Source organism: Allobosea sp. GW821-FHT09G06, assembly GCF_059416005.1.
In genome coordinates, this window is the sequence record NZ_JBWKOI010000003.1 from 120,476 (window position 1) to 145,471 (window position 24,996).

Genomic DNA, 24,996 nt, shown 5'->3' on the forward strand with positions numbered 1-24,996 from the left:
ATGGTCTTCGCCCTCACGAAGCGGCGGCTACACTCCTATGGCGCGACCGGCAGTTCCTGCGACTTGCGGTCCAGTTCGCGGAACACCGGCAGCGACTGCGCAGCGAAGCGCTTCAGCTCGGCATCGTCGCCTTCGCTGGCATAGCGCTCCATCAGCAGGGCGGCTTCGTGATGCGTGTTGCGCTGGGTTTCGACATAGGCCCGGTCGAAGGCGGCTCCCTGTTTGTTGCCGAGGTCGCGCAGCAGGTCGAGATGGCGCCCGTCGGGCCGGTCGGGCAGGGCGATGTCCGAGCGCTTGGCGACGATCCGGCGCAGGCCGCTGGTCGCCGCGCCTTGTTCGCTGGTCAGCGCGTGCGCGAAATCCTTGATCGCGGGCGAGCTGGTCTTGTGCAGCGCCAGCGTCGCCGACTCGATCCCGAACATATGGGCGATCGCTGCCTGGCGTACGAATTCCTGGGCCGGAACAGGCGACTGCGCCTGAGCTGCTGCACCGAACAGGAAGAGGCCGGCAAGGCCGCGCAGCAACGCCCGCCGAGAATGATGAAGCATCTGGGTCATGCTCGGGGAACGGAGAAGCCGCGGCGAGGTTCCATGCGCCGAAGTCCGGCGCCGGCGCGTTCAGCTGCCTTGTCGCACTTGGCCGGCTGCGCTAGCAGGGCCCTATATGCTTGCCGTCCGGATGCAGAGGAAGCCCCATGCCGACCACCGTCGAGACCGTGCGCGATGCGCTGGTGAAGGCCCGCCGCGAGCGTTCGCTGGCCGAGATCGCGAGCCTGCCGGTGCCGGCGAGCTTGTCCGAAGGCCTCGTCGCGCAGGCGGCTGTGGGCAAGGCGCTGGGCCTGCCCGAACTCGGCTGGAAGGTCGGCATCGCCGAGGATGGCACGGCGGTCGCCGGCCTGATGCCCGGCCCCTGGCTGGCTCCCGGCGAGGTCTATGACGGCGCGATCGGCGCCGAGTTGCGCATCGAGATCGAGATCGCCCTCCGGCTCGCCCGCGACGTGCCGTTCCGCCCGGCTCAAGCCTACTCGCGCGCCGAATTGCTCGCTTGCTGCGACAAGGCCTATCTCGGTATCGAGATCGTCGAGAGCCGCCTCGCCAACTGGTCCGGCAATGTCGCCTTCCCGCTCTGGCTCGCCGATGCGATGGGCCATGGCGGCTATGTCATTGGGCCGGAGCTCGATGTCGCCGTGCTGGACGATCTCAACGGCCTCGGTTGCTTCATCTCGCTCAATGGCGTCACGATCTACGACCAGCCGGCCGTTCACGGAAACGGCGATCCGATGACGCCCTTCCTCGCCTGGGCAAACCGCCAGAGCGACGATCTCGGCAGCCTTAAGGCCGGTCAGATCATCACCACCGGCAGCCTTTGCGGCGGCGTGCTCTCGCCCGGAAAGGGCGAGGTCGTGACGAGGCTTTCCCCGCTCGCGACCGTGACCTTAACCCTTCGTTAGCAGGAACGATCGAGTCCTTGAGCATTGCGCGAGCCTGTCGCCGGCCTATGATGGCGGAGGGCATGGGCATGATTTGAGTGTGGCGGGGGTTGCTTGGAGGGTGGATGCGGTTCTGGCGTAGGGCAGGGCATGCGGTCGCGCTGAGCGGCGGCTGTGCGTTTGCCACACTGCTGAGCCTGCAGGCTGAACCTGCCCGGGCTTTCGATCTGTCGTCGCTCGACGTGTTCGGCCTCTTCACCAAGAAGGACGAACCGCCGCCGCCGAGCCCGTCCGCCTTGCCCTACAAGCTCGAATTCGATCTCGGCGAGGCCCATAACGCCAAGGCCCTGACGCGCTCGCTGCAGGACGCCTCCCTGCTTTACCGCCTGCGCCAGGACGCGCCGCCCGATGGCGAGTCGCTGTCGCGCCGGATGGCGGTCGATCTCAACCCGATGCTGGATGCGCTCTGGTCGCAGGGCTATTTCAACGGCGATGTCACGCTGCTCGTCGATGGCGTCGCGCTCGGCGTCGGGGCCGAGCCCAACGCGGCATTGGTCAGGGCGCTCGAAGCACATCGCAATCGAGATGCCGTGCCGATCACCGTGAGGGCGAGGCCCGGCAAGGTCTTCGGCCTGCGCAAGATCGATGTGGTCGAGCGCGACGAAGCCGGCCCGCCGGCGATCGCCGATCCGCTGAAGGTATCGAGGCTGAAGGAAGGCGAGGCAGCCACCACGGCGACGTTGAAGGCCGCGCAGGCGGCTCTGGTGGATTATATGCGTGCGCAGTCGCGCCCGCTCGCCAAGATCGTCGAACTCCGGCCGGTCGTCGATCATGCCGCCGGCATCATGGACGTGACCTATGTCCTCGCGCCCGGCCCGCTCGCCGGCTTCGGCGACATCACCATCGGACAGACCGACGAGATTCCACCGGAGGTCGTGCGCTCCTTCATCTATCTGGAGCCGGGCGATCCCTATTCGCCGAAGGCGCTGGCCGATACGCGACGCTCGATCGCGACGATCCCGGCCGTGGGCTCCGTCCGCATCCGCGAGGACGACAAGCTCGACCGCGCCGGCAATCTGCCGATCTTCGTCGACGTGACCGAGCGGCCGAAGCGCCTGCTCGGCTTCTCGGCCCGCTATTCGACGATCGATGGCCCGGCCGTGAAGACCTATTGGGAGCACCGCAACCTGTTCGGCGGTGCCGAGCGCCTGCGGCTGGAGGCCAGCGTCTTCTTCGCCCCACGCATCGACGGCACCAAGCTCCAGCGCTTCGGCGATTTCAAGGAATCCGATCTCGGCGGCCGCTTCGCCTTCAGCTTCATGAAGCCTGCGCTCGGCGGCAGCCGCAACGACTGGCTGCTCGATGGTGTCGCGACGCGCGAGCGTGTCGGCCTCAATCGCTATGGCGGCTACACCGCCCGCTACGGCAACGTCACCACCGCGATCCGCCACCGCTTCAGCGACACCTTCTCGATCCAGGGCGGCATCGAGGTCGAACGCGGCCAGACCAGCGACGTGCTGGGGCAGGTCGACTACACGCTGGTCGGCATTCCCCTCTCGGTGAAATACGATTCCACCGACAACCTGCTCGATCCGACGCGCGGCTTCCGTGCCACGGCCTCCTTCACGCCTTATCCGACCTTCCTCGGCTCGACGGTCGGTATCTACCAGACCAAGGCGAGCGTCTCCGCCTATTACGCGCTCGACGAGGACGCCCGTTACGTGCTCGCCGGCCGCATCGGCTTCGGCTCGGTCTCGGGCGCCAGCCTCGACGAGATTCCGGCGACGCGGCGCTTCTATGCCGGCGGCGGCGGCTCGGTGCGCGGCTATGCCTATCGCAGCCTGTCGCCGCTCGGACCCTTCGGACGGATCATCGGCGGCCGCAGCCTGCTGGAAGCCTCGGTCGAGGCAAGGATCAAGATCACCGACACGATCGGCATCGTGCCCTTCTTCGATGCCGGCACCGCCTTCGAATCGAGCCTGCCGGACAGCAAGCAGAAGCTGCAGATGGCCGCGGGCCTGGGCTTCCGCTACTACACCGGCATCGGGCCGATCCGCGTCGACGTCGCCGCGCCGCTCAATCCGCGCAAGGGCGATAAGCCGGTCGCGCTCTATGTCAGCATCGGGCAGGCCTTCTGATGCGCCGGCTCCTCACCATTCCGCGCCTTGCGCTGCTCGCCCTGCTATTGACGGCGGGCTTCCTGTTCTCGGCCCATTTCGGCGGCTTCGCTCAGAATGCCCAGACCGATCGCGGCGTCGTCGCCGATCTGATCTCCAAGGCCCTGTCGAGCAGCACGAGCCAGGTCTCGATCGGCCAGGTCAACGGCGCGCTCTCCTCGGATGTCGAGATCCGCGACATCGTGCTCTCGGATCGCGACGGTGCTTGGCTCCGGCTCGACCGCGTCCGCCTGATTTGGACCCGCAGCGCCCTGCTGCTGCGCCGGCTCGATGTCGATCGGCTGGAGATCGGCAAGCTCGAAATCCTGCGCAAGCCCGCGCCGCAGCCGGCCGGTGCGGCTCCGCCGAGCAACGAGCCGATCCTGCCCGAATTGCCGCTCAAGGTGATCATCCGCGCGCTCCAGCTCAACGAACTGGCATTGGGCGCGCCCGTGCTCGGCACCGCCGCCCGCCTGAGCGCCAATGGCGCGGCGCGATTGGGGCCGCCCAACGAGGGGCTCGACCTCAAGCTCGCAGCGAAGCGGCTCGACATGGGCGGGCTCTTCGACGTCACCATGTCCTTCGTGCCCGAAAGCACGCGCCTGCAGCTGGCGGCGAAGCTCGATGAGCCAGCGGGCGGCCTGATCGCGAAGGTCGCCGGCCTGCCGGGCGAACCTCCGGTCAAGCTCGACGTCACCGGCGACGGCCCACTCGATTCCTTCCGGTCCAGCCTCGTCTTCACCGCAGGCCCGACCATCGGCGCCAATGGTTCAGCCACGCTGTCACGCGCCGGTGCCGAGCGTCAGCTCGCGCTGGCGCTCGATGCCCGCATCGAGGGGCTGATGCCGGCGCCGGTCGCACCGGTCTTCGCCGGCTCGACCCGGCTCGACGGTTCCGTCGGCTTCCGTGACGATAGCGGCATCGATATCCGCGATCTTGCGCTGGTCTCGGCCTTGGCGCGTCTCGACGTGCTCGGCCGCTACAATCCCGACAAGACGCTCGATCTGCGCGTCACCGCGGCGTCCCGCCCCAACGAAGGTGGCCGCACGGTCACGGCGGGCACCGAGATCGGCAAGCTCGCCTTCGACGCGACGATCCGCGGTCCGGCCGCCGGACCGACCGTCGTCGCCAAGCTGGATGCAAGCGACGCCAAGCTGCCGGCCGGCCAGTTCGGCAAGGTGGCTCTCACCTTCAACGCGACGCCGACCGGCACGATCGGCGAGCCCGGCACCCGCATCGCCCTGACCTCGGACGGCGAAGCCAGCGGGATCGTGCTGGCCGACAAGGCATTGATGCGCGCGGTCGGCGACAAGGTCACCTTCATCTTGCGCGGGACCGGGCAGGATGACGGCACGGCCGATTTCGAGATGCTGAAGCTCGCCTTGTCCGGCGTCGAGCTCGACTATCGCGGCAAGCTCGGCCAGGCGCGCATGCTCGGCCAGCTCAAGGCGGTGCTGCCCGACCTCGCCCGCTTGAGCGGTCTCGCCGGACGCCCGCTCGGGGGCAGGGCGGATATCACCGCCGATCTCGACGCGACGCCGCGCACCAACAACTACACGGCGACGCTTACCGGCAAGGCTGAGCGCCTCGCGACCGGAGAAGCCGCCCTCGACCGCCTGCTGGCAGGCAACCTGACCCTGGCGGGCCGCGTCAATGCGCTTGCGGGTGATTATACGGTGACCGGCCTGCGCGTCGCCGGCCAGCACGCGGCTTTCACCGCCGACGGTTCCATCGGCCAGCAGCAATCCGACCTGAAGCTCGCGCTGAACCTGCCGGATCTCAAGCGCGCCGATCCGCGCCTGTCCGGCCGTGGCGACGTCACCGCCCGGATCACCGGCCCGCAGAACAGGCTCGACGCCACGGCCCGCATCGCCGTCGCCAACGCGACCGCGCTCGCCCGGCCGATCCCGCGCCTGACCATCGACGCCGTGGCGAAAGACCTGCAAGGCGCGCTCGATGCCAGCGTCACCCTCTCCGGCGAGGTCGATTCCAAGCCGGCGACCGGCTCGTTGCGCCTCGCGCGCCAGCCCGATGATGGCTGGAACCTCTCGACGCTCGATTTCGCCCTCGGCTCCATCCGCCTGAACGGTGGCCTGACGCTCGATCCGGCGAGCCGCGCCGCCGGGCGACTGACGCTCGCTGCCCGCAATCTCGACGATCTCTCGGCACTGGCGCTGACCAAGCTCGGCGGCCAGCTCGATGCCGATATCGTCCTGGCGGCGCCGGAAGGCCGGCAGGATATCGACCTGACCGCCCGTGGTTCGCGGCTGGCCGGGCCTTCGCTGACGATCGACAAGCTCGATGTCCGCGCCAATGCCCGCGACATCTATGGCCGCCCGATGCTCGATGCCGCGATCGCCGTCGACCGCGCCGTCGCTGCGGGCGAGGCGATCAGCGGTATACGCTTCGATTCGAAGGGCGCGCCCGATGCCAGCGCCTTCACGCTCAGCGCCAATGCCCGCGGCTTCGCCCTGAAGGGCGCCGGCCGTCTCGTCCCCGGCGAGCCCTTGAAGCTGGAACTCGCCTCCTTCGATGCGCGCCGCGACGGTCGCGCGATCACGCTCGCCAATCCCGCTGCTTTCAGCTTCCCGGCTTCCGGTGTCGAGATCGCCAATCTCGCCCTATTGATCGACAAGGGGCGGGTGACGCTCGATGGCCGCGCCGGCGAGACACTCGACCTGCGCTTCGCTGCCCGCGACGTGCCGCTCTCCGCCGCCAGCATCGCGGTGCCCAGCCTGAAGCTCGGCGGCACGCTGAATGCCGAGGCGCAGGTCAAGGGCAAGCCCGGCGACCTCTCGGGTCCGTGGAAGCTCAGGATCGCCCAGCTCGTCACGCCCGAGACCCGACAGGCCGGCCTGCCGCCGGTCGAGATTCAGGGTGAGGGCACGCTCAAGGGCGATGCCGCCGGCATTTCCGCCACCGTGAACGCCGGCAAGGGCGCGAGCCTGACCCTGCGCGGCACAGCACCTCTCAACGCCACCGGCCCGCTCGATCTCTCCGCTCAAGGCCGCGTCGATGCCGCGCTCGCCAACACCATGCTGGCGGCAGGCGGGCAGCGCGTCACAGGCGCGGTCGCCCTCGACATGCGTGCCGGCGGAACGGCTTCGGCCCCGCGCCTCAGCGGCAATGCGACCCTTTCGGGCGGCAGCTTCATCGATGCCCTCCAAGGCATCCGCTTCAACGCCATCGAGGCGCGGATTGCGGCCAATGGCGACAACCTGACGATCGAGCGCGCCTCCGCCCAGGCGCCGAACGGCGGCACGATCTCGGCGAGCGGCCAAGTCAAGGTCGATCCGGCCGCGGGCTTCCCCGGCAATATCCGTATCCGCGGCGACCGCGCCCAGCTCGTTTCCAGCGGGTTGGTGACGGCCGTGGCCGGGCTGAACCTCGAGATCACCGGGCCGCTGGCGCAGCGCCCGCGCCTCAGCGGCCGGATCGACATCGCCTCGCTCGAAGTCTCCGTGCCGGATCGTCTGCCCGCCACGCTTCGCCCGGTGGACGGCATCAAGCATGTGAATGCGCGCGGCGCTGCCGCTGCCCGTCTCGCCGCCGCCCGCAAGGCACAGCAGGCGAAAGGGCGCGGTCGCGCGGCGCCCGCTTTCGACGCGACGCTTGCTTTGACCGTCTCTGCTCCCAGCAAGGTCTTCATCCGTGGCCGCGGCATCGATGCCGAGCTCGGTGGCGAGATTCGTGTCGGTGGCACCTCCTCTGCACCGGCGCTCGACGGTGGCTTCGAACTGCGTCGCGGCCGGCTCAGTGTGCTGACCCAGCGGCTCGATTTCAGCCGCGGCCGGCTGACCTTCGCGGGCGGGCTCATCCCGGAGCTCGATTTTATCGCCCAGACCAGCGCCGGCGACGTCACTGCCCGGATCATCATCAGCGGCCCGGCCGACCAGCCGGTCTTCGCTTTCACCTCGCAGCCCGAATTGCCGCAGGATGAAGTCCTGTCGCGGCTGCTCTTCGCTCGCGCCTCGGGCTCGCTCTCGCCCTTCCAGGCGCTGCAGCTGGCGCAGGCCGCCGCACAGTTCGCCGGTGGTGGCGGTGACGATACATTCGAGCGCCTGCGCCGCTCGCTGGGCGTCGACAATCTTGATATCCAGATGGGCGCGGGCGGACCGACCGTCGGAGCCTCGCGCTATATCAGCGACAATATCTCCGTCGGGGTGAAGGTCGGCTCCAAGCCGGAGGATAGCGGCGTCTCGGTCGGCATCGACGTGACCAAGCGCCTGAAGCTCCAGGCCGAAACCGGGGCGGACGGCAGTGCTGCTGTCGGAATCGGCGCCGAGTGGGAATACTGAACACGCTTCCCGCGGGAATCGGGCTGTGGAGAGATTCGGCCCGAATCCGGTTTCCGATGAAGCGATTCCCCAGCTTCGCAAGGCAAAAACCGCTTGTGCGGTGCCGTTGCGGTTAATGCTTGGTGAATTTCGCCGGTCAAAGCGTGGCTCGCCTGCAACACCGGTTTCCAAAGCACCCCATTCACAGGCTTGGGCGGCGGATCGTGGTTGATCGGCGGGGCGGCTTTCGTATGGTGGAAATGCGTCGGGACGTTCCCGGTCGCTGTTTTTCGCCTTCGCCTCCGAAATAGGTCGGTGACGCAGGCGAAAGACCGGGAATAGGCAGGTTCTGCGATCAGGCTGAAAGTCTGGGGCGGGGGGCAGGCTGAAGCCCGAGGGTCTCGAAACTCTTTTGGAGGTTACCAAATGAAGCTCGTCAAGAGCCTCCTCCTCGGTTCCGCCGCCGGCATCGCCGCGGTCGCCGGGGCTCAGGCCGCCGACCTTCCCTCGCGGAAGGCCGCTCCGGTCGAATACGTTCGTGTCTGCTCCGCTTTTGGCGCCGGCTTCTTCTACATCCCGGGCACCGACACCTGCCTTCGTATCGGTGGTCGTGTCCGCGCTGAGTACACCTTCGGTGAGCGTTGGAACGCTGGCCAGGATTCGTACGGCACCCGCGCTCGCGGTCGTATCTACATCGACGCCCGCAACCAGACCGCTTACGGCACGCTGCGCACCTTCGTGCGTTACGACGTGACCACCAGCACCGGTTCGTACGGCTACGGCGGCACCAACGCCGGCGCCAACCGCTTCTCGGGTGTCAACGGCACGACCAGCGCCAGCTCGGTCAACCTCGATAAGGCCTTCATTCAGTTCGGCCCGATCACCGCTGGTAAGGCGCAGTCGTTCTACGACTTCTACGCCAACGACTTCGGCTTCAGCGTCCTCCGTACCTCGGACCGTTCGCCGAACCTGTTGGCCTACACCGCCACCTTCGGCGGCGGCTTCAGCGCCACGATCTCGCTCGAAGACCCGAAGACCACCGGTCGTCGTCCGTCGACCTTCGCTGCCTACCAGGGCACGACCTATCCTGACGTCGTCGCTTCGCTCCGCGTCGAGCAGGGCTGGGGCGCTGCGCAGCTGTCGGGCGCCATCGGCGACCGTGGCGCGTACTCGTCGCCCTTCGCTGGCGGCAACGGCGCCAAGAAGGACGAGATGGGCTGGGCTATCCAGGCCGGCGTGAAGATCAACCTGCCGATGCTGGCTGCTGGCGACGCCCTGTTCCTGCAGGCCGGTTACGCCGACGGCGCTCTCGAGTACCTCGGTTGGGATGGTGGCATCGCCGGTTACGGCCGTCTTCCTGCCTACACCGTCAACAACTTCGGCCCGAACGCTTTCGGCAACCTGAAGTCGAACACCGGCTACAACCTGGTTGCGGCGCTGCGCCACTACTGGACCCCGGCCATCCGTTCGGACTTCCTGGCTTCGTACTCGGCTCTCCAGACGAACGACGGCGCGATCCGTTCGGTCGATCCGAAGGAGCTGATCCTCGGCGCCAACCTGGTGTGGTCGCCGGTCTCCGGCCTCGACATCGGTGTCGAAGTCCTCTACTCGCGCACCGAGTACGGTGTCCGCGTTCCGGACGCCAAGGCCTTCGCCGTCAACGGTCGTACGATCAAGTCGGACGACGCCTGGACCGGCCGTCTGCGCATCCAGCGCGACTTCTGATCGGTTTCCGATCTCTAGTCAGGAAGCCCCGGGGAAACCCGGGGCTTCTTTTTTATGTGGGTTGTTCCAGCTTCGCTGTTGACGGGGACCTGCGGCCCGGCCTGATCTGGTTCAGGTGTTCCTGCCACAATCCCCTGGGATGTGGCGCCGGGCGCCTTTTGAAACGATATCTGCGGGTCGCTCGACAAGCCGTTGAAAAAACAAGGGTGATCGCGATCTTGGGGTGCCGTGCCTAGCTTGAAGGCGGCGCGGGCAGGGGGCGTGTGCATGTCTCAACCGGCGCGTTGGCTCTGGGGGTTGATTCCACTGGGCTTGTTGTGGGCAGCCGGAAATCTCGCGCTCGATTCCGTCATCGAACGCGATGTCGGCATGCGCGCCGAGCAGGCGGTGGCTGCCGTGGCCGGCACGACGCCGGGAGCTCGACCGGTCGTGGCCCAGGTCGACGGTCGCGACGTCACGATCGGGGGCGAGGTCTTGTCCTCCGATGGGGCGAGCAAGGCCATGGCCCGGCTGCATGGCGAGTTCGGCGTGCGCAGGACGCTCGGCGGGCTGTCGCAGGTCGTTGCCCAGAAGCCCTATTCCTGGTTCGCCAGTCGCCAGTCGGACAGCGTGACGCTCGGCGGTTTCGTGCCGGATCTCGAGACCGCGATGGCCAACATGGCGGTGGCCGCAGCGGCCTTGCCGGGCTTGCGGATCGATGACCGCCAGGCTGTTGCATTCGGAGCGCCCGAAGGGTTCGCCGCGATGGCGGTGGCCATGCTCGCCGAACTGCCGAAGCTGGCGACGGGCCGGGTCATGCTCGATGACGGCCGCTTCTGCATCGAAGGCAAAGCGGCCAGTTCGGATTCGTTCCTGTCGCTGGAAGCGATGACCGCACAGATTGAGCGGCCGGGCTTCCGAGCCGTGAAATGCGATCTTGAACCGCCGACCGTCGCGCCCTACCGCTGGAGCGCCGAGCAGGAGGCCGGCTCCGGGTTGGTGCTGCGCGGTTCCTATCCCGGTGCTGATGCGCGGGGCCAGATGCTGGCTGCGGCGCGGCAGGCTTTCGGGGCCGGCGCCGCCATTCGCGACGAGATGAAGCCCGCGCTTGGCGCGCCTTCCGCCTTCATCGCGAAAGTCACGCGCGCGCTTACGGACCTGACCCGGCTGCGGCAGGGCAGGGCCGAGATCAATGACGACAGTTACGTCTTGGCCGGGAAGGGCCCGGAGACCTACGAGGCATGCCAGGCCCTGCGCCTGCAGATCGCCCAGCTGGACGGTCCGGATTCGGTCGCCCAAGCGGTGATCGAATGCCCGCCGGCGCCGCCGCCTGTGCCGGTGGTCGTTCCACTTCCCGAGTTGCCGGGGCTGGTTCTCCATGACGTGCTGCCGGTCTCGCCGAGGCCGGAAGGTCCTGTGACCCCGCTCGCTCCTGCTGCGCCGCAAGGCCCGGTGCCTGGATCGCCGCCAAGTGCGCCGATTGCTGCTCCCCGTGCAGTTGCGCCGGTGCCGCTGGATTGGAGCGCAGTCCGCGGTGAAAGTGGCCTTCGCCTGAACGGGAAACTCCCTGATGAGCCTGCTCGCGCCGATATCCTTGCCGCTGCGCGCAGCCGTTTCGGCGAGGCGGCCCTCGACGACCGCATGGCGATCGAACCGGCGCTGCGGTCCGAACTCGACCTGCGGACGACAATCGCCTTCGCGCTCGATGCGCTGTCGAAGCTCAAGGCCGGCTCGGTGACGATCCGGGACAAGGCTTTCGCGATCGCTGGCGAGGCTGCGGATGCCGCGAGTCTGGCGGCCTTGCAGGAACTCCTCTCCCGCAATGCCCCTGCCGGCCTGACGCTGTCCAGCCTGCCGGAGAGCGTCGTCGTGCGGCCCTACGGGCTTTCGCTCTTGGCGGACCGGACCGGCTTGCGGTTTTCCGGATACCTGCCTGATCAGGCGGCGCAGGCCGCATTGCGGGCGTTGATCGCGGATTCTCCGCTGAAGGAGCGGTTCGAGGATGCGACCACGCTGCTTCCCGGGGCGCCGGCCGGCTTTGCCGAGGCGGCCCGGGCCGTGCTTGCCGACCTGCTGCGCCTCGATCTGGGCTCGGCCTCGGTGGTGGACGATCGCATCAGCTTGCGCGGGCTGACCTGCCGCGACCTGATCAAGAGTGAAATCGAGACCAGCGCCGCCACCGGCCTGCCGCCAGGCTTCAAGGTCGATGCGGTGGTGGGCCTGCGCCAGACCGGCTGCGTGGTCGATCCACCGGCGAGCTGCCAGAACGATCTCGACGGGTTGACCAGGCGCAATACCGTGCTCTTTGGCCAGGGAACGTCGGTCGTCGCGCTCGATGCCACGACCGAGCGCGTCGTCAGTGAGGCTGCGGCCATCTTGAAGAAATGCCCGGGTTCCCCGGTCGTCATCGAGGGGCACGCCAATCGCGACGGCGAAAGGCGGGGCTTCGACAACACCGACCTGTCGCTGCGCCGGGCCTTGCGCGTGCGAGACGAACTGGCCCGGCGCGGCATCGACCCCGCGCAGCTTGCCGTCAAGGGCTATGGCAGCAGCCGGCCGCTCGTGCCGCACGAGGCGTCGGAAGCGCGCGCGATGAACCGCCGCGTGCAGTTCACCGTGGCGAAGTAGGAGGCTGACATGCTCTATCTCGCCAGCCAGTTCGTCTGGTTCCTGCTTGCCGCATTCGGTCTCGGCTTCGCCATGGGATGGATCGGCCATGACGGTGGAAAGGCACGGCTCTGGAGTGGCGCCTGGAGTGTGCTGGCTGCACTGTGGGGCGTTGGTGCCGTCCTGACCTGGTTCCAGTTCCTGAACGGCGTGCCGGCAACCTGGGTCGAGACGGCGCTGCTGTTCACGGCCGTTTACTGGGCGGGTTGCGTCTGCGCGGGCTTCCTCCGCAAACCGAAGGCTTCGCAAGATGCCGCCGAGCCCGTGACGGCGCCACAGGCCGCGGTCGTTGCAAGCGCCCCGTCGGCCCCGCTGCCCGTGGAGACTGAGGCCCGACTGCCGCCTGTCGAGAATGAGGCCGATTTGCCCGGCCAGCGTCCGGCTGGGCTCGTCACGGCCCGCGACGACACGCCGGACGACCTCAAGCTGATCAAGGGCATCGGCCGCCAGAACGAGGGCCGCCTCCACGGCCTCGGCATCTGGCATTTTGAGCAGATCGCCGGCTGGACGCCCGAGAACGTCGAATGGGTCGGCGGCTATCTCGCTTTTCCCGGCCGCATCGAGCGCGAGGATTGGGTCGGGCAGGCCAAGCTTCTGGCGGCCGGAACCGAGACGGAGTTTGCCAGGCGGGCCAAAGCCGGCGAGGTCGAAACCTCGCGCGATGATGGTACGGCGGGGCAGGGCAATGTCGCCGAAATCGTCGAGGATAAGACCGAGGCGAAGCGCTCGAAGCTTTGAAGCCGGTCAGCCGGCGCGGCGCTCGGCCCGGGCGACCAGCTTGGCGATCCGCCGGATCATGTCCTTGCTGCCGAGCAGCGGGGCATGGCCTTGGCCCGGCGCGGTGTGGATCTCGCAGTCGGGATGGCGCTCCGCCATCTCCTCCAGCGTCTTCTCCGCCAGAAGGTCGGAATTGGCGCCGCGGATCGCCAGCATCGGCACGGTCTTGAGCGCGTCGAAATAGGGCCAGAGCACCGGCAGCGGCGCCTCGAGATCGAGCTCCTCCAGCACCTTCATCAAGCGGACATCGTAGTCGGGCTTCAGCGCGCCGTCGCGGTCGGTCCAGGTGCGGCGCGCCATCATCTCCCATTCGGCCTCGTCGAGGATCGGGAATTGCTGGTCCGAGAGCCGCTTCAGGATCTCGGCACCTTCCTGGAAGCTGCGCGGCACCGGCAGCTTGCCGACATAGCCGCGGATGCGCAGCAGGCCGCGCGCATCGATCACCGGGCCGACATCGTTGAAGACGACGCCGCGGATCATGGCGGGCCGCGCCGCCGCCAGTGCCATGGTGAGCAGCCCGCCGCGCGAGGTGCCGACGAAGATGGCCTGTTCGATGCCACCGGCGACGAGCACCTGGACGAGATCGTCGAGCTCGATGCGGATGTCGTAGTTCTTCCAGTTCTTGTCGTATTCGGACAAGCCCCGGCCGCGATAGTCGAGCGCCAGCACGCGGCGCGGCTTGGTCTCGTCGGCAAGCGCCAGCGCCACTTCATGGAAATCGGCGGCGGTGCGGGCGAAGCCGGGCAGGCAGATCACCGGCAACGTCGTCGCCGCGAGCGGGCCGTAATCGCGATAATGCAGCTTGAGTCCGTCGCTGGCGCTGACGAAGCGGGAGGTGAAACCGGATTCGGGCATCAGGGGACTCAAAGGGTGCGGGGGACGCACCTAACCATGGCGCCGACGCCTACGGAAGCCGGCTTTCGGCTCAGGAGGCGCCCCAGCGGCGCAGCTTGGCGAGGCAGTGGTTGAACTGGGCGAGTTCCTCCGGCGTGAGCACCGACAGGAAATCGCGCTCCATCTCCTCGCCCAGCTGGTCGGCCTGCTCGCGGATGGCTTCGCCCTGAGCCGTCAGATGCAGGGCGACGCGCCGCGCATCGGCGCTTTCCAGCGTGCGCTGGACCAGTCCTGCATCGACCAGCTTGCGCAGATGCTTCGAGACCAGCGTCTGCTCGATGAAGGTCGCCTCGGACAGGCTTCGCGACGACAGCCCCGGCTGGTCGCCGATGGCGCGCAGCACCCGCAACTCGCGGATATTGAGGCCGAGCCGCTCCTTGTAGACCTGCGAGGCCTTCGCCATCGCGGTCTGGCTCAAATGGTCGAGCCGGAAGGTCAGGAACGAGTCGCGGGCCATATTGCTCCCTTGCTCAGCCTTGCGTGCGCGCCCGGTTCGCCAGGCTCAGCGCGAGCAGCGAGATCGCCGTGCAGGCGAGGAGATAATATGAGGGAACCATATCCGACCCCGTCTTCGCCACCAGCCAGGTCAGGGTGAAGGGCGCGAGCCCGCCGAACAGCAGCACCACGACATTGTAGGCAATCGACATGCCGGTCGAGCGCACCTGCGTCGGGAACATGCCGGCGAGCAGGCCGGGCGTCGGCGCCCAGATCGCGGCGATGGAGAGCGCGCAGATCGCCTGCGCGGTCAGGAGCCGCTCGAAGCTCGGCTCCGCCACGACATAGGCCAGCAGCGGATAGGACAGCAGCGCGAAGCTCAGCATGCCCAAAAGCCAGACGCGGAAGGCGCTCCAACGATCCGCGAGATGGCCCATGATCGGCACGAAGATGAAGAGCAGGATGCCGCCGATCAGTGAGCTCAGCATGGCGCTGGTAAAGGGCAGCTTGAGCTGGCGGATCACATAGCCGGGCAGGAAGATGAACCAGACATAGTTCGAGGCCGTGCCGGGGATCATGATGCCGAAGCAGCGCAGCAGCGCGTTGCGATGCTCGGACAGGACGGTGCGGAACGGCGTCTGGCCGGCGCTCTGCTTCGTGTCCTTCTCGTATTCCGGGGATTCGTCGACGAAGCGGCGGATATAGAAGCCGAGCGGCGTGATCAGCGAGCCCAGCAGGAAGGGAATGCGCCAGCCCCAGCCCTGCAGCGCTTCCGGCGTCAGCAGCGTCGCCAGCGCGTAGCCGGAGAAGGCCGCGAGCGCGAGCGCCAGCGCCTGCGAACACATCTGGAAGCTGCCGAACATCATCTTGCGGCCGGGTGGGGCATATTCGACCAGCATGGCGGTCGCCGAGGCGAATTCGGCGCCGACCGAGATGCCCTGCAGGATGCGGGCGATGATGATGAGGATCGGCGCGAGGATACCGATCGTCGCATAGCTCGGCGTCAGGCCGATCAGCACGGTCGAGAAGCCCATGATCAGGATCATCACCGTCAGGATCGGCTTGCGGCCGAAGCGATCGGCATAGGTCGAGAGCAGCACCCCGCCGACCGGGCGGACGAGGAAGGAGATCGCGAAGGTCGCCGCCGTCAGCAGGGCCGAGACCAGCGGGTCGGAGGTCGGGAAGAAGACCTGCGCGATGACCGTGGCGAAGAAGCCGTAGACGAGGAAATCATACCATTCGAGGCCGTTGCCGATCACCGATGAGATGACGGCGCGGCGGACCATGGCCGGGGAGCGCGGCTCGGCGCCCTGGATAGCGGCTACGGTCATGCGTTGGCTCCGGTCTGGCGCTCGACGAGGCGGCACAGGATGCTGGCGCCGATGGGCAGCAGGCGGTCGTCGAAATCGAAGGTCGGGTGGTGGCACATCGCGCCGGGCTGGCCGAGGAAGATATAGGCGCCCGGCCATTGCCGCAGCATCAGCGCGAAATCATCGGAGAAGGGCAGGGCCGTGAGATCGGTCTGCACATTGGCTTCGCCGAGAACCTGCCCTGCTGCGGCTGCCGCAGCAGCGGCGGCACGCGGGTCGTTGAGGCAGGGCGGGCAGCTCGCCTTCTTCTCGCAGGTGATCGTGCAGCCCGACATCAGCGCCAAGCCCCGGCAGGCCGCATCGAGCTTGTCGATGATGCGGGCTTCCGTCTCGGGATTGTAGGTGCGGATCGTGCCGCTGAGCTCGGCCGAGTCCGGGATGATGTTGGAGGCCGTGCCGGCGACGAGCTTGCCGAGGCTGATCACGGCCGGCTGCATCGGATCGACATGCCGCCCGACGATCGAGGAGATCTCGATCGCGAGCCGCGCCGCGACCTGCAGCGGATCGTCGGTCGTATGAGGCGCCGCGCCGTGGCCGCCCTTGCCCTTGATCGTGATCTGGAAAACGGTCGTGCCGCTCAGCGTCGGGCCGGGGCGGACAGCGGCAGTACCTTCCTCATAGAGCGGGATGGTGTGGAGCGCGTAGACCTCGGAGCAGGGGAAGCGCTCGAACAGGCCGTCCGCGATCATCCGCTCGGCGCCCTGGCCGATTTCCTCGGCGGGCTGGAAGATCAGGTGGACCTTGCCGCGCTTCGGCGGATTGGCGGCGAGATGGCGTGCTGCGGCTAGCAGCATCACGGTATGGCCGTCATGGCCGCAGCCATGGAACTGGTTCTTCGTGGTCGAGCGGTAGTCGAGCCCGGTATCCTCCTCCATCGGCAGCGCGTCCATGTCGGCGCGCAGGCCGATGGTGGGCCCATCAGCGGCGCCCTTGATGACGCCGACGAGGCCGGTGCCGCCAAGCCCGCGATGCACCTCGATGCCGAAGGAGGCGAGCGTCCTGGCGACGAAATCCGAGGTTCGGAATTCCTGGAAAGCGATTTCGGGATGGGCGTGAAGGTCGCGGCGCCAGGCCTCAAGCGTGGGCGCGAAATCGGCAATGTCCTGCAGCATCGAAATTCCTCCGCTGCCCCGCAGAGGTAATTGAAAGTTTCAAATATTGCAATCGGCAGGGAAGATCGTTGCCGAGGGATCGGGGGCAACAACGGTCGGCGCCGAGGCATGAGTATTCGCGCGTAGGCGATGCGGCGGAAACAAGCGCCAGCTATCCCCTCTCCCCTTGCGGGAGAGGGTTAGGGTGAGGGGTCGCGCGACACTTATAGGAGCCCGGTTCCGTATGCTCCGAAACGTTCAAGACCTGCGCGACCCCTCATCCGGCCCTACGGGCCACCTTCTCCCGCAAGGGGAGAAGGGAAGCGCAGCCCTGCTTTTCAATCCCGCTTGCCGCCGCGCTTCAGGTCGTAGTCGATCAGATAGGCCGTGCGCTGGTTCAGGCGCTCGCGATAGACCTGCAGGTTCTCCATCACGCGCTGGACGTAGTTGCGCGTCTCGGAGAAGGGGATGCGCTCGACCCAGTCGACGGCGTCGACTTCCGGGTCGCGTGGGTCGCCATAAGCCGCGATCCATTTCTTCACATTGGGCGAGCCGGCATTATAGGCGGCGAAGGTGAGGATATAGGAGCCGCGCCATTCCTTGAGCAGGTCGTTGAGATGGGCCGCGCCCATCCGCGCCGCATAGAGCGGGTCTTTTCCGAGTTTCTCCCAATCGAAGGGCAGGCTCGCGCGCCTTGCCGTCTCGCGCGCCGTTGCGGGCATCATCTGCATCAGCCCGCGTGCGCCGGCATGCGACATCGCGGTCGGGTCGAAGGCGCTCTCCTGCCGGGCGATGGCATGGACGATGGCGCGCTCCATCGGATCACCCAGCACGTCGAAATCCGGGATGCCGTTGACCGGATAGGCGGTCATGTCGAGCGGGAAGCCGCGTTGCAGCGCCGCCTTGCCGATGCCGACCTGCGCACGCGCATCCGTCTCGCGCCGAGCAATGGCGGCGATCGCCTCCAGCGCCTCGGTCGTATGCAGGCGCTGCGCCAGATCGTTCAGCATCAACGTGGCGAGATCGCGCTCGCCGATGCGGTAGAGCAGGCGCACGGCGCGATGGCCGGGCAGGGTTTCAAGACCGGCGGCAACCGTGCGTCGCAGCGGCAGATCGGGGAAGCCGAGCTTCGCCCGCGCCAATTGTCCATAATAGGCGATCGGCTGTTCCGCCGCCTTGCCGAAAGCGGCCCTGGCCTCCTCGGCCTTGCCGAGTTCCTCATAGGCGCGGCCCTGCCAATACGCGGCGCGGGCGACCGAGATCGGCGTCTCGGCGATGCCCGCTGCGGCGTCGAAATGCTTGAGCGCCACATCCGGCTTCTTGAGGAAGCGCAGCGCGACGAAGCCGGCATGCCATTCGGCCTCGATCCGCTCGGCTGAATCCTCGGCGCCATGGCCGGATGAGACCTCATAGGCCTTCTGCGGCTGGCCGGCATCGAGGAGCTTGCGCGCGATGATGCGCCGCTCTTCCCACCAGCCATCGCCGTCGCCGAGCAGGGCCGGATCGCGTGGGATCGCGGTCAGCGCCTTCACGGCATCGTCGAGCTTGTCGCCGCGGCGCGCCTGCTGGGCCTGGAGGAAGGCAAAGGAGACATCGCCGCGCACCGAAGCCGGCACCGCCGTGATCAGCTTCTCGGAGATCGGCCGTCGTGCCTTGGCGCTCGCCAGCCGCGCCTTGGCCAGCACGACGTAGTCGGCCGAGACGCGGGCGGCATTGCGCAGCGCGGCCTCGCCATTCTCGCGGAACAGGAAGCGCTCGGTGCGCAGACGATGATCGTCCTTGCTCAGCACCGTCTCGAAGGCGACGAGCGCGATCTTTTCAAGCGCCTGACCGAACGGGTCCTTGCGCCAGCTCTGCCGGATGAGGGCATTGGCTTCCTCGGCCTTGCCTTCCTCCTTGAGCGCGGTCGCCAGCGCGATCCGCCCGGCCGGCGAGACCGGCTGCTGGCCATGGAAGAAGGCGCGCACGATCCCAGGGTTCTTCTTTTCGGCGATCAGCGCCTCCTCGGCGCGGCGTCGAAAACGGGTCGTGGCCGGATAATTCGGATGCTCGCGCAGGAAGGCGTCGATGCGCAGGAAGGGCACGGCGCCGGCATTGGCATGGATCGCGACCCATTCGAGCAGCGAACGCGTGGAGCGGTCGTCGATCCGCGCCGCGAGATCGTCGCCCTCGGTGAGCGCACCGCGCCGATAGGCGGCGACAGTCGCTTTCACGGCCTCGACATTGACCGCATCGTCGCCCCGCAGCGCATTGGCCGGATAGGGCAGCGCGCCCGTGGCCTCGACATCGCCGAGCATGGCGAGCTTGCGCTGGGTCGCGAGCATGCCGTCATCACCCGCCCGCGTCGACGACGCCGAGAGCAGGGCGGGCAGCAGCAGGCAGATCAGTCTCCTCGCGGCGGCAGGCGAGGCCATGGCGCGACTCCAGGCTCGTGCGGTCATCAGGGGATGGTCGGGGAAGGCAGTTTATGAAGGCTTAACTATGAGGCCACGCATTTTCATGACTTGCCGGCTTTGCCTTGGCGAGACGACGGTTTATGTGTGGCGGCCCCGTAACCCGCGTTTTCGTCCCAGGATCGTCCCATGACCAAGCACATTGCCTTTACCGGCTCGATGCCCGCTCTGGTCACGCCGTTCAAATCCGGCAAGGTCGACGAGCAGGCGCTGCGCGCGCTGGTCGAATGGCAGATCGAGAACGGCTCGACCGGGCTCGTGCCCGTCGGCACCACCGGCGAGAGCCCGACGCTCTCCCATGACGAGCACAAGCGCGTCGTCGAGATCGTCATCGACCAGAACAAGGGGCGGGTCCCGGTCATCGCCGGCGCCGGCTCGAACAACACGATCGAGGCGATCGACCTCGCCGTCCATGCCGAGAAGGCCGGCGCCGATGCCGTGCTCGTGGTCACGCCCTATTACAACAAGCCGACCCAGGAGGGCATGTACCAGCACTTCAAGGCGGTGAACGATGCGATTGGCATTCCGATCATCATCTACAACATCCCGCCGCGCTCGGTGGTGGACATGTCGGTCGAGACGATGACGCGGCTCTATGAGCTCAAGAACATCGCCGGCGTGAAGGACGCCACCGCCAACCTCGCCCGCGTCTCGCAGCAGCGCCACGCCATGGGGCCGGATTTCATCCAGCTCTCGGGCGAGGACATGACCGCGCTCGCCTATATGGCGGCCGGCGGCCATGGCTGCATCTCGGTCGTCGCCAATGTCGCGCCGCGCCTCTGCGCCGACCTGATGGATGCCGTCCAGAAGGGCGACTATGCCGGCGCGCTGAAGGTACAGGATCGGCTGGTGCCGCTCCATGACGCGATCTTCAAGGAGCCCGGCCTCGCCGGCGCCAAGCACGGCCTCACCCTGCTCGGCCGCATCGAGGAGGAGGTCCGCCTGCCGCTGATGCCGGTGACCCCGGCGACCGGCAAGGTGATCCGCGAGGCCATGGTTTTCGCCGGGCTGTTGAATGCCTAAGTAAGATAGGTGACCGCGCCGCCAGGCGCGGTCATTCGTTCGCCAATCGCAGCGGACGGCAGAATGACAAGGTCAGCCTTTTCAGAGGCTTGGGCGCCGATTCCGAATCGGGTTCTCAAGCTTTGGCAGCGCTGGCCATACAAGATGGGTTCAGCTGAACGGCATGAAGAAACCTGATCCGGAGCGCTATCGTCTGGCAGCGGATAACCGCAAGGCGCGCTTCAATTACGAGATCAAGGAAACCGTCGAGGCGGGCATCGCCTTGCAGGGGACCGAGATCAAGTCGCTGCGCGGCGGCAAGGCGACGATCGGAGAGAGCTATGCCGGCCCGATGGGGACGGAGCTCTTTCTGTTCAACGCCCATATTCCGGAATATCTCGAGGCAAACCGCTTCAATCATGAGGTCCGCCGGCCGCGGAAGCTTCTGCTTCACAGGCGGGAGATCAACAAGCTGATGGGCGCGGTCCAGCGCGAGGGCATGGCCCTGATCCCGCTCAAGGTCTACTTCAACGACAGGGGCAGGGCGAAGGTTGAGCTCGGCCTCGGCAAGGGCAAGAAGCTCCACGACAAGCGCGAGACCGAGAAAGAGCGCGACTGGAACCGCGACAAGCAGCGACTGCTGAAGACGGGCGGGTAGGGCTGCCGCCTTACCCCTCCGCCGGCTCATCGCCCTGGCGGATGCCGTAGCGCCGCTCCAGCGACGGGTTGCCGGGCGTGCCCGGTGCTCCAGCAGTGCCGCCACGGCTGGCGCGCTCGGCCGGGTCGCGGCCGATCTTCTGCATGAGCTGGGCGAGATCGACGAACTCGTCGCACTGGCGTCGCAGCTCGTCCGAGACCATCGGCGGGTTGGTCGAGATCGTCGAAACCACCGAAACCTTGACGCCCTTGCGCTGCACGGCCTCGACCAGCGGCCGGAAATCGCCGTCCCCGGAGAACAGATAAATCTGGTCGAGATGCGGCGCGAGCTCCAGCATCTCGATCGCCAGCTCGATATCCATGTTGCCCTTGATCCGGCGCCGGCCGGTGGCGTCGGTGAACTCCTTCGCCGCCTTGGTGATGACCCGGTAGCCGTTGTAGTCGAGCCAATCGACCAGCGGCCGGATCGAGGAGTATTCCTCGCTTTCCACCAAAGTGGTGAAATAGAAGGCGCGGATCAGGTTGCCGCGCCCCTGGAACTCGCGCAGCAGGCGCCGGTAGTCCATGTCGAAGCCGAGCTGCTTCGAAGTGGCGTAGAGATTGGCGCCATCGATGAACAGCGCGATGCGCGGTACGGCGCTCATGGCAATCACTCCTGCTGAAATATCTTAAGGCATCGAAATGGACGCAAAACGCGTTCTAACAATGTCGTTTCACGACTGAAATTTGACAAGTTACAAGGGTCGGCCGTGGCACACTGACGCAGCTCAATTTTCCGTTACGTCAGGGGCGCAGGCGGGCCGGGTTGCCGACTGCCGTGGCGCCGGCAGGCACGTCGCGGGTGACCACGCTGCCCGCGCCGATAATGACATCGTCGCCGATGGTGACGCCCGGCAGGATGACCGCGCCGCCGCCGATCCAGACATTGCGGCCGATCGCGACCGGGCGCCCGAATTCCAGCATCTGCCGGCGCTGGGCTGGGGCGCGCGGATGGTCGGCGGTCAGGATTTGCACGCCGGGGCCGATCTGCGTGCCGTCGCCGATCGTGACCGCGACGACGTCGAGGATGATGCAGTTGAAGTTCAGGAAGACGCCGTCGCCGAGGCTGATGTTATAGCCGTAGTCGCAATGGAAGGGCGGGCGAATGACGACGTCGCGCCCGACATGCCCGAAGGCCTCCTGCATCAGCGGCAGCCGCGCTTCCGGCGTCGCTCCGGTCGCGTTGAAACGCTCCATCCAGGCGCTGATGCGGCGGTTATCGGCGATGAGCTCGGGGCTGTCGGCGCGGTAGAGTTCGCCGGCCAGCATCTTGTCCTTCTCGCTGCGCATCGATGTCCTGAACTCCAATCCACAGCCCTCATACTGAGGAGCGCTCGTAGAGCGCGTCTCGAAGGATGCTTCAGCAAACTCCGGAGATATCTGGAGCATCCTTCGAGACGCCGCTTTGCGGCTCCTCAGGATGAGGGCTCCATGGAGCAGAAGGTTGAAAAGCGGCCGGTTTGATGCGCTCAGCCTTTGCCCTTCGGGAATTCCAACCCCATCTCGCGATAGCGCTCCGGGTCGTCGCTCCAGTTCTCGCGAACCTTCACGAACAGGAAGAGATGAACCTTGGCCTCGGCCGCCTCGGCGATCTCGACGCGCGCCTTCTGGCCGATCGCCTTGATCGTCTGGCCGCCTTCGCCGAGCACGATCTTCCGCTGGCCCTCGCGCTCGACATAGATCGTCTGCTCGATGCGGACGGAGCCGTCCGGCTTCTGCTGCCAGGACTCGGTCTCGACGGTCGAGCGATAGGGCAGTTCGTCATGCAGCCGCTCGAACATCTTCTCGCGGGTGATCTCGGCGGCGAGGAAACGCAGCGGCGCGTCCGAGATCTGGTCCTCCGGATAGAGCCAGGGGCCGAGCGGCAGGCGCTTCTCCAGCCAGGCCAGGATGTCCTTGACGCCATAGCCGGTCAGCGCCGCGACCATGAAGGTCGTCTCGAAGCTGCCGCGCTCGTTCACCTTGGCGGTGATTTCGAGCAGCTTCTCCTTCGGTACGGTGTCGATCTTGTTGAGAATCAGGAATTTCGGCTGTTTCAGCTCGGCAAGCCGCTCGAACAGCGCCGTGTTCTCCTCATGGTCGAACCGCGCGACGTCGATCAGCACGCCGATCAGGTCGGCATCGGTGGCACCGCCCCAGGCGCTCGTCACCATCGCGCGGTCGAGCCGGCGCTTGGGCGCGAAGATGCCGGGCGTGTCGACGAAGATGATCTGCGCCGTGCCGGAGAGCGCGATGCCGCGCACCTGCGTGCGCGTCGTCTGCACCTTGCGCGAGACGATCGAGATCTTGGCGCCGACGAGCTGGTTCAGCAGCGTCGACTTGCCGGCATTCGGCGCGCCGATCAGCGCGACGAAGCCGCAGCGCGTGGCTTGATCGGTTTCAGACATTATCGCCTTCCGGGTTGTCGTTCCACAGGCCTTCGCGCCTCAGGAAGGTTTCGGCCGCGGCCTGCTCGGCCAGCCGCTTGGAGGGGCCGCGCGCCTCGGCGTCGGCGAGCCCGATGATCTTGGCGGCGACGACGAAGACCGGCGCATGATCGGGGCCGGAGCGGCCGCGCTCGCTATAGGTCGGCGTCTGGTAGCCCTTGCCTTGCGCCCATTCCTGCAGCGCGGTCTTGGCGTCGCGCAAGGGCCGGACCGGCTTCAGCATGCGTTCGCCGAAAGCTCGCTCGACCAGCGCGCGCGCGGCCTCGTAGCCGCCATCGATGAAGACGGCGCCGATGATCGCCTCGCAGGCATCGGCCAGGATCGCCTTGTTCTTGCGGGCGCCGCCCAGGATCTCGCCTTCGCCGAGCCGCATGAACTGGCCGAGATTCCAGCCCAGCGCCACCTCGGCGCAGGTCTCCTTGCGGACGAGATCGGCAAGCCGGCGCGAGAGATTGCCTTCCTCCGACTGCGGGAACTGCCGGAACAGCAACTCGGCGACCGACAGGCCGAGCACGCGGTCCCCGAGGAATTCGAGGCGCTGGTAGCTGGCGAGGCGCGAATCCTCGGCGCTCATATGGGTCAGCGCCGTGGCCAGCAGGCTCTGGTCCGCGAAGCGATGCCCGAGCGCGGCTTCGAGCCGCGCGGTGTCCGGGGCCTTGCGCCCGCCGTCGCCCGCTTTGCTCACTTGATCGTGCTGAACAGACGGTTCCAGCGAACCGTGTAGGGCCATTCCCAGATCTTCCAGGCCGAGGCGCCGTCCTCGATCGAGAAGAAGATGATCTCGGCGCGGCCCACGAAGTTCTCGAACGGAACGGGGCCGACGCTGCGGTCGCGTGAGTCGAGCGAGTTGTCGCGGTTGTCGCCCATCATGAAGAAATGGCCAGGCGGCACGATGAAGACCTGTGTGTTGTCGAAGGTGCCGGTATCGCCCTCGCGCTCGATGATCTGGTGGCTGACCCCATTGGGGAGCGTCTCGCGATACTGGATCGTGGGCACGCTGCGGCCCCAGTTGTCGGCGGTCACATAGTCGGCGATGCGCTCGCGCTTCACCGGTTGGTTGTTGATGTGCAGGATGCCGTCGATCATCTGGATGCGGTCGCCCGGCAGGCCGATGACGCGCTTGATATAGTCGGTCGAATTGTCGCTCGGCAGCTTGAACACGGCGATGTCGCCGCGCTTGGGCTCGGCCGCCCAGATGCGGCCCGAAAACAGCGGCGGGCTGAACGGAATCGAATGCTTGGAGTAGCCGTAGGTATATTTCGACACGAACAGGTAATCGCCGATCAGCAGCGTCGGGATCAGCGAGCCCGAGGGAATGTTGAAGGGCTGGAACAGCAGGGTGCGGATGACCAGCGCGATCAGCAGCGCCTGGACGACGACCTTGATCGTCTCGAGAACGCCGCCTTCTTCCTTGGCCACCTTGCTTTTGCTGTCGACGTCGTTGGCCACGCGGGCGCTCCTGAGGCTGCAGTCCAGCGCGCGGTCTAGCCGACTATCGCGCCTGCGACAACGCGCAAGAGCGGTCAGGGGGAGGGCGCCAGTGGATGGCGAAAGGATGTCAAATGCAAATCCAAAGCGGGAAAATGGCAAGATTGGGGTAGTTTACACGCGTGCGGCAG

Annotated in this window: 19 protein-coding genes; 8 read left to right on the forward strand and 11 right to left on the reverse strand. The window is 66.9% G+C overall.

What is annotated here, in order from left to right; genetic code table 11:
* Positions 1-35 precede the first annotated feature (35 nt).
* A complete protein-coding gene (locus AC07NY_RS16825; RefSeq protein ID WP_494584799.1) occupies positions 36-548 on the reverse strand; it encodes a DUF4142 domain-containing protein in 513 nt (170 codons plus the stop codon).
* Between the two features lie 146 nt (positions 549-694).
* Here AC07NY_RS16825 and AC07NY_RS16830 point away from each other — a divergent pair, with 146 nt between their 5' ends.
* The 6 genes from AC07NY_RS16830 (at position 695) to AC07NY_RS16855 (ending at position 12,971) form a co-directional block, all read left to right on the forward strand.
* Positions 695-1,450 carry a hypothetical protein gene (locus AC07NY_RS16830; protein WP_494584800.1) on the forward strand — a complete coding sequence of 252 codons (756 nt, stop codon included), beginning with the start codon at positions 695-697 and terminating at the stop codon, positions 1,448-1,450.
* 104 nt (positions 1,451-1,554) lie between these two features.
* On the forward strand, positions 1,555-3,567 hold the full coding sequence (locus AC07NY_RS16835; protein ID WP_494584801.1) for an autotransporter assembly complex protein TamA: 2,013 nt from the start codon (positions 1,555-1,557) through the stop codon (positions 3,565-3,567).
* Positions 3,567-7,883: a translocation/assembly module TamB domain-containing protein gene (locus AC07NY_RS16840; RefSeq protein WP_494584802.1), complete on the forward strand. Its 4,317-nt coding sequence runs from the start codon at positions 3,567-3,569 to the stop codon at positions 7,881-7,883. Before AC07NY_RS16835 ends, AC07NY_RS16840 begins: the two co-directional genes overlap by 1 nt.
* A 405-nt stretch (positions 7,884-8,288) precedes the next feature.
* A complete protein-coding gene (locus tag AC07NY_RS16845; protein ID WP_494584803.1) occupies positions 8,289-9,587 on the forward strand; it encodes a porin in 1,299 nt (432 codons plus the stop codon).
* A 369-nt stretch (positions 9,588-9,956) separates the two neighbouring features.
* Positions 9,957-12,194, forward strand: coding sequence for an OmpA family protein (locus tag AC07NY_RS16850; RefSeq protein WP_494584804.1), 2,238 nt, complete (start codon positions 9,957-9,959; stop codon positions 12,192-12,194).
* 9 nt (positions 12,195-12,203) lie between these two features.
* Complete coding sequence (locus AC07NY_RS16855) at positions 12,204-12,971, forward strand: helix-hairpin-helix domain-containing protein (protein WP_494584805.1); 768 nt, start codon at positions 12,204-12,206, stop codon at positions 12,969-12,971.
* Positions 12,972-12,977: 6 nt separating this feature from the next.
* On the opposite strand, the gene AC07NY_RS16860 is transcribed toward AC07NY_RS16855, so the two are convergent.
* The 5 genes from AC07NY_RS16860 to AC07NY_RS16880 form a co-directional block, all read right to left on the reverse strand.
* A complete protein-coding gene (locus AC07NY_RS16860; RefSeq protein ID WP_494584806.1) occupies positions 12,978-13,865 on the reverse strand; it encodes an alpha/beta fold hydrolase in 888 nt (295 codons plus the stop codon).
* Positions 13,866-13,935: 70 nt separating this feature from the next.
* Positions 13,936-14,361, reverse strand: a complete 426-nt coding sequence (locus tag AC07NY_RS16865; protein ID WP_494584807.1) for a MarR family winged helix-turn-helix transcriptional regulator — start codon at positions 14,359-14,361, stop codon at positions 13,936-13,938.
* Between the two features lie 13 nt (positions 14,362-14,374).
* On the reverse strand, positions 14,375-15,670 hold the full coding sequence (locus AC07NY_RS16870; RefSeq protein ID WP_494584808.1) for an MFS transporter: 1,296 nt from the start codon (positions 15,668-15,670) through the stop codon (positions 14,375-14,377).
* Complete coding sequence (locus AC07NY_RS16875; protein ID WP_494584809.1) at positions 15,667-16,821, reverse strand: amidohydrolase; 1,155 nt, start codon at positions 16,819-16,821, stop codon at positions 15,667-15,669. The genes AC07NY_RS16870 and AC07NY_RS16875 overlap by 4 nt, the downstream gene beginning before the upstream one ends.
* A gap of 317 nt (positions 16,822-17,138) precedes the next feature.
* A complete protein-coding gene (locus AC07NY_RS16880; RefSeq protein ID WP_494584810.1) occupies positions 17,139-19,214 on the reverse strand; it encodes a transglycosylase SLT domain-containing protein in 2,076 nt (691 codons plus the stop codon).
* A 168-nt stretch (positions 19,215-19,382) separates the two neighbouring features.
* Here AC07NY_RS16880 and dapA point away from each other — a divergent pair, with 168 nt between their 5' ends.
* Positions 19,383-20,276, forward strand: a complete 894-nt coding sequence (gene dapA, locus AC07NY_RS16885; RefSeq protein ID WP_494584811.1) for a 4-hydroxy-tetrahydrodipicolinate synthase — start codon at positions 19,383-19,385, stop codon at positions 20,274-20,276.
* A gap of 163 nt (positions 20,277-20,439) precedes the next feature.
* Complete coding sequence (gene smpB, locus AC07NY_RS16890; protein ID WP_061964114.1) at positions 20,440-20,913, forward strand: SsrA-binding protein SmpB; 474 nt, start codon at positions 20,440-20,442, stop codon at positions 20,911-20,913.
* Positions 20,914-20,923: 10 nt separating this feature from the next.
* Here smpB and AC07NY_RS16895 read toward each other — a convergent pair whose 3' ends face one another.
* The 5 genes from AC07NY_RS16895 to lepB all read right to left on the reverse strand — a co-directional run bounded on the left by AC07NY_RS16895 (position 20,924) and on the right by lepB (position 24,826).
* Positions 20,924-21,556: a LabA-like NYN domain-containing protein gene (locus AC07NY_RS16895; RefSeq protein ID WP_494584812.1), complete on the reverse strand. Its 633-nt coding sequence runs from the start codon at positions 21,554-21,556 to the stop codon at positions 20,924-20,926.
* 139 nt (positions 21,557-21,695) lie between these two features.
* Entirely contained in the window at positions 21,696-22,241 is a 546-nt protein-coding gene (locus AC07NY_RS16900) for a sugar O-acetyltransferase (protein ID WP_494584813.1), read from the reverse strand.
* 179 nt (positions 22,242-22,420) lie between these two features.
* Positions 22,421-23,338: a GTPase Era gene (era, locus tag AC07NY_RS16905; protein ID WP_492283780.1), complete on the reverse strand. Its 918-nt coding sequence runs from the start codon at positions 23,336-23,338 to the stop codon at positions 22,421-22,423.
* A complete protein-coding gene (gene rnc / locus AC07NY_RS16910) occupies positions 23,331-24,062 on the reverse strand; it encodes a ribonuclease III (RefSeq protein ID WP_492283779.1) in 732 nt (243 codons plus the stop codon). The genes era and rnc overlap by 8 nt, the downstream gene beginning before the upstream one ends.
* A complete protein-coding gene (gene lepB / locus AC07NY_RS16915; RefSeq protein ID WP_494584814.1) occupies positions 24,059-24,826 on the reverse strand; it encodes a signal peptidase I in 768 nt (255 codons plus the stop codon). The genes rnc and lepB overlap by 4 nt, the downstream gene beginning before the upstream one ends.
* Positions 24,827-24,996 lie beyond the last annotated feature (170 nt).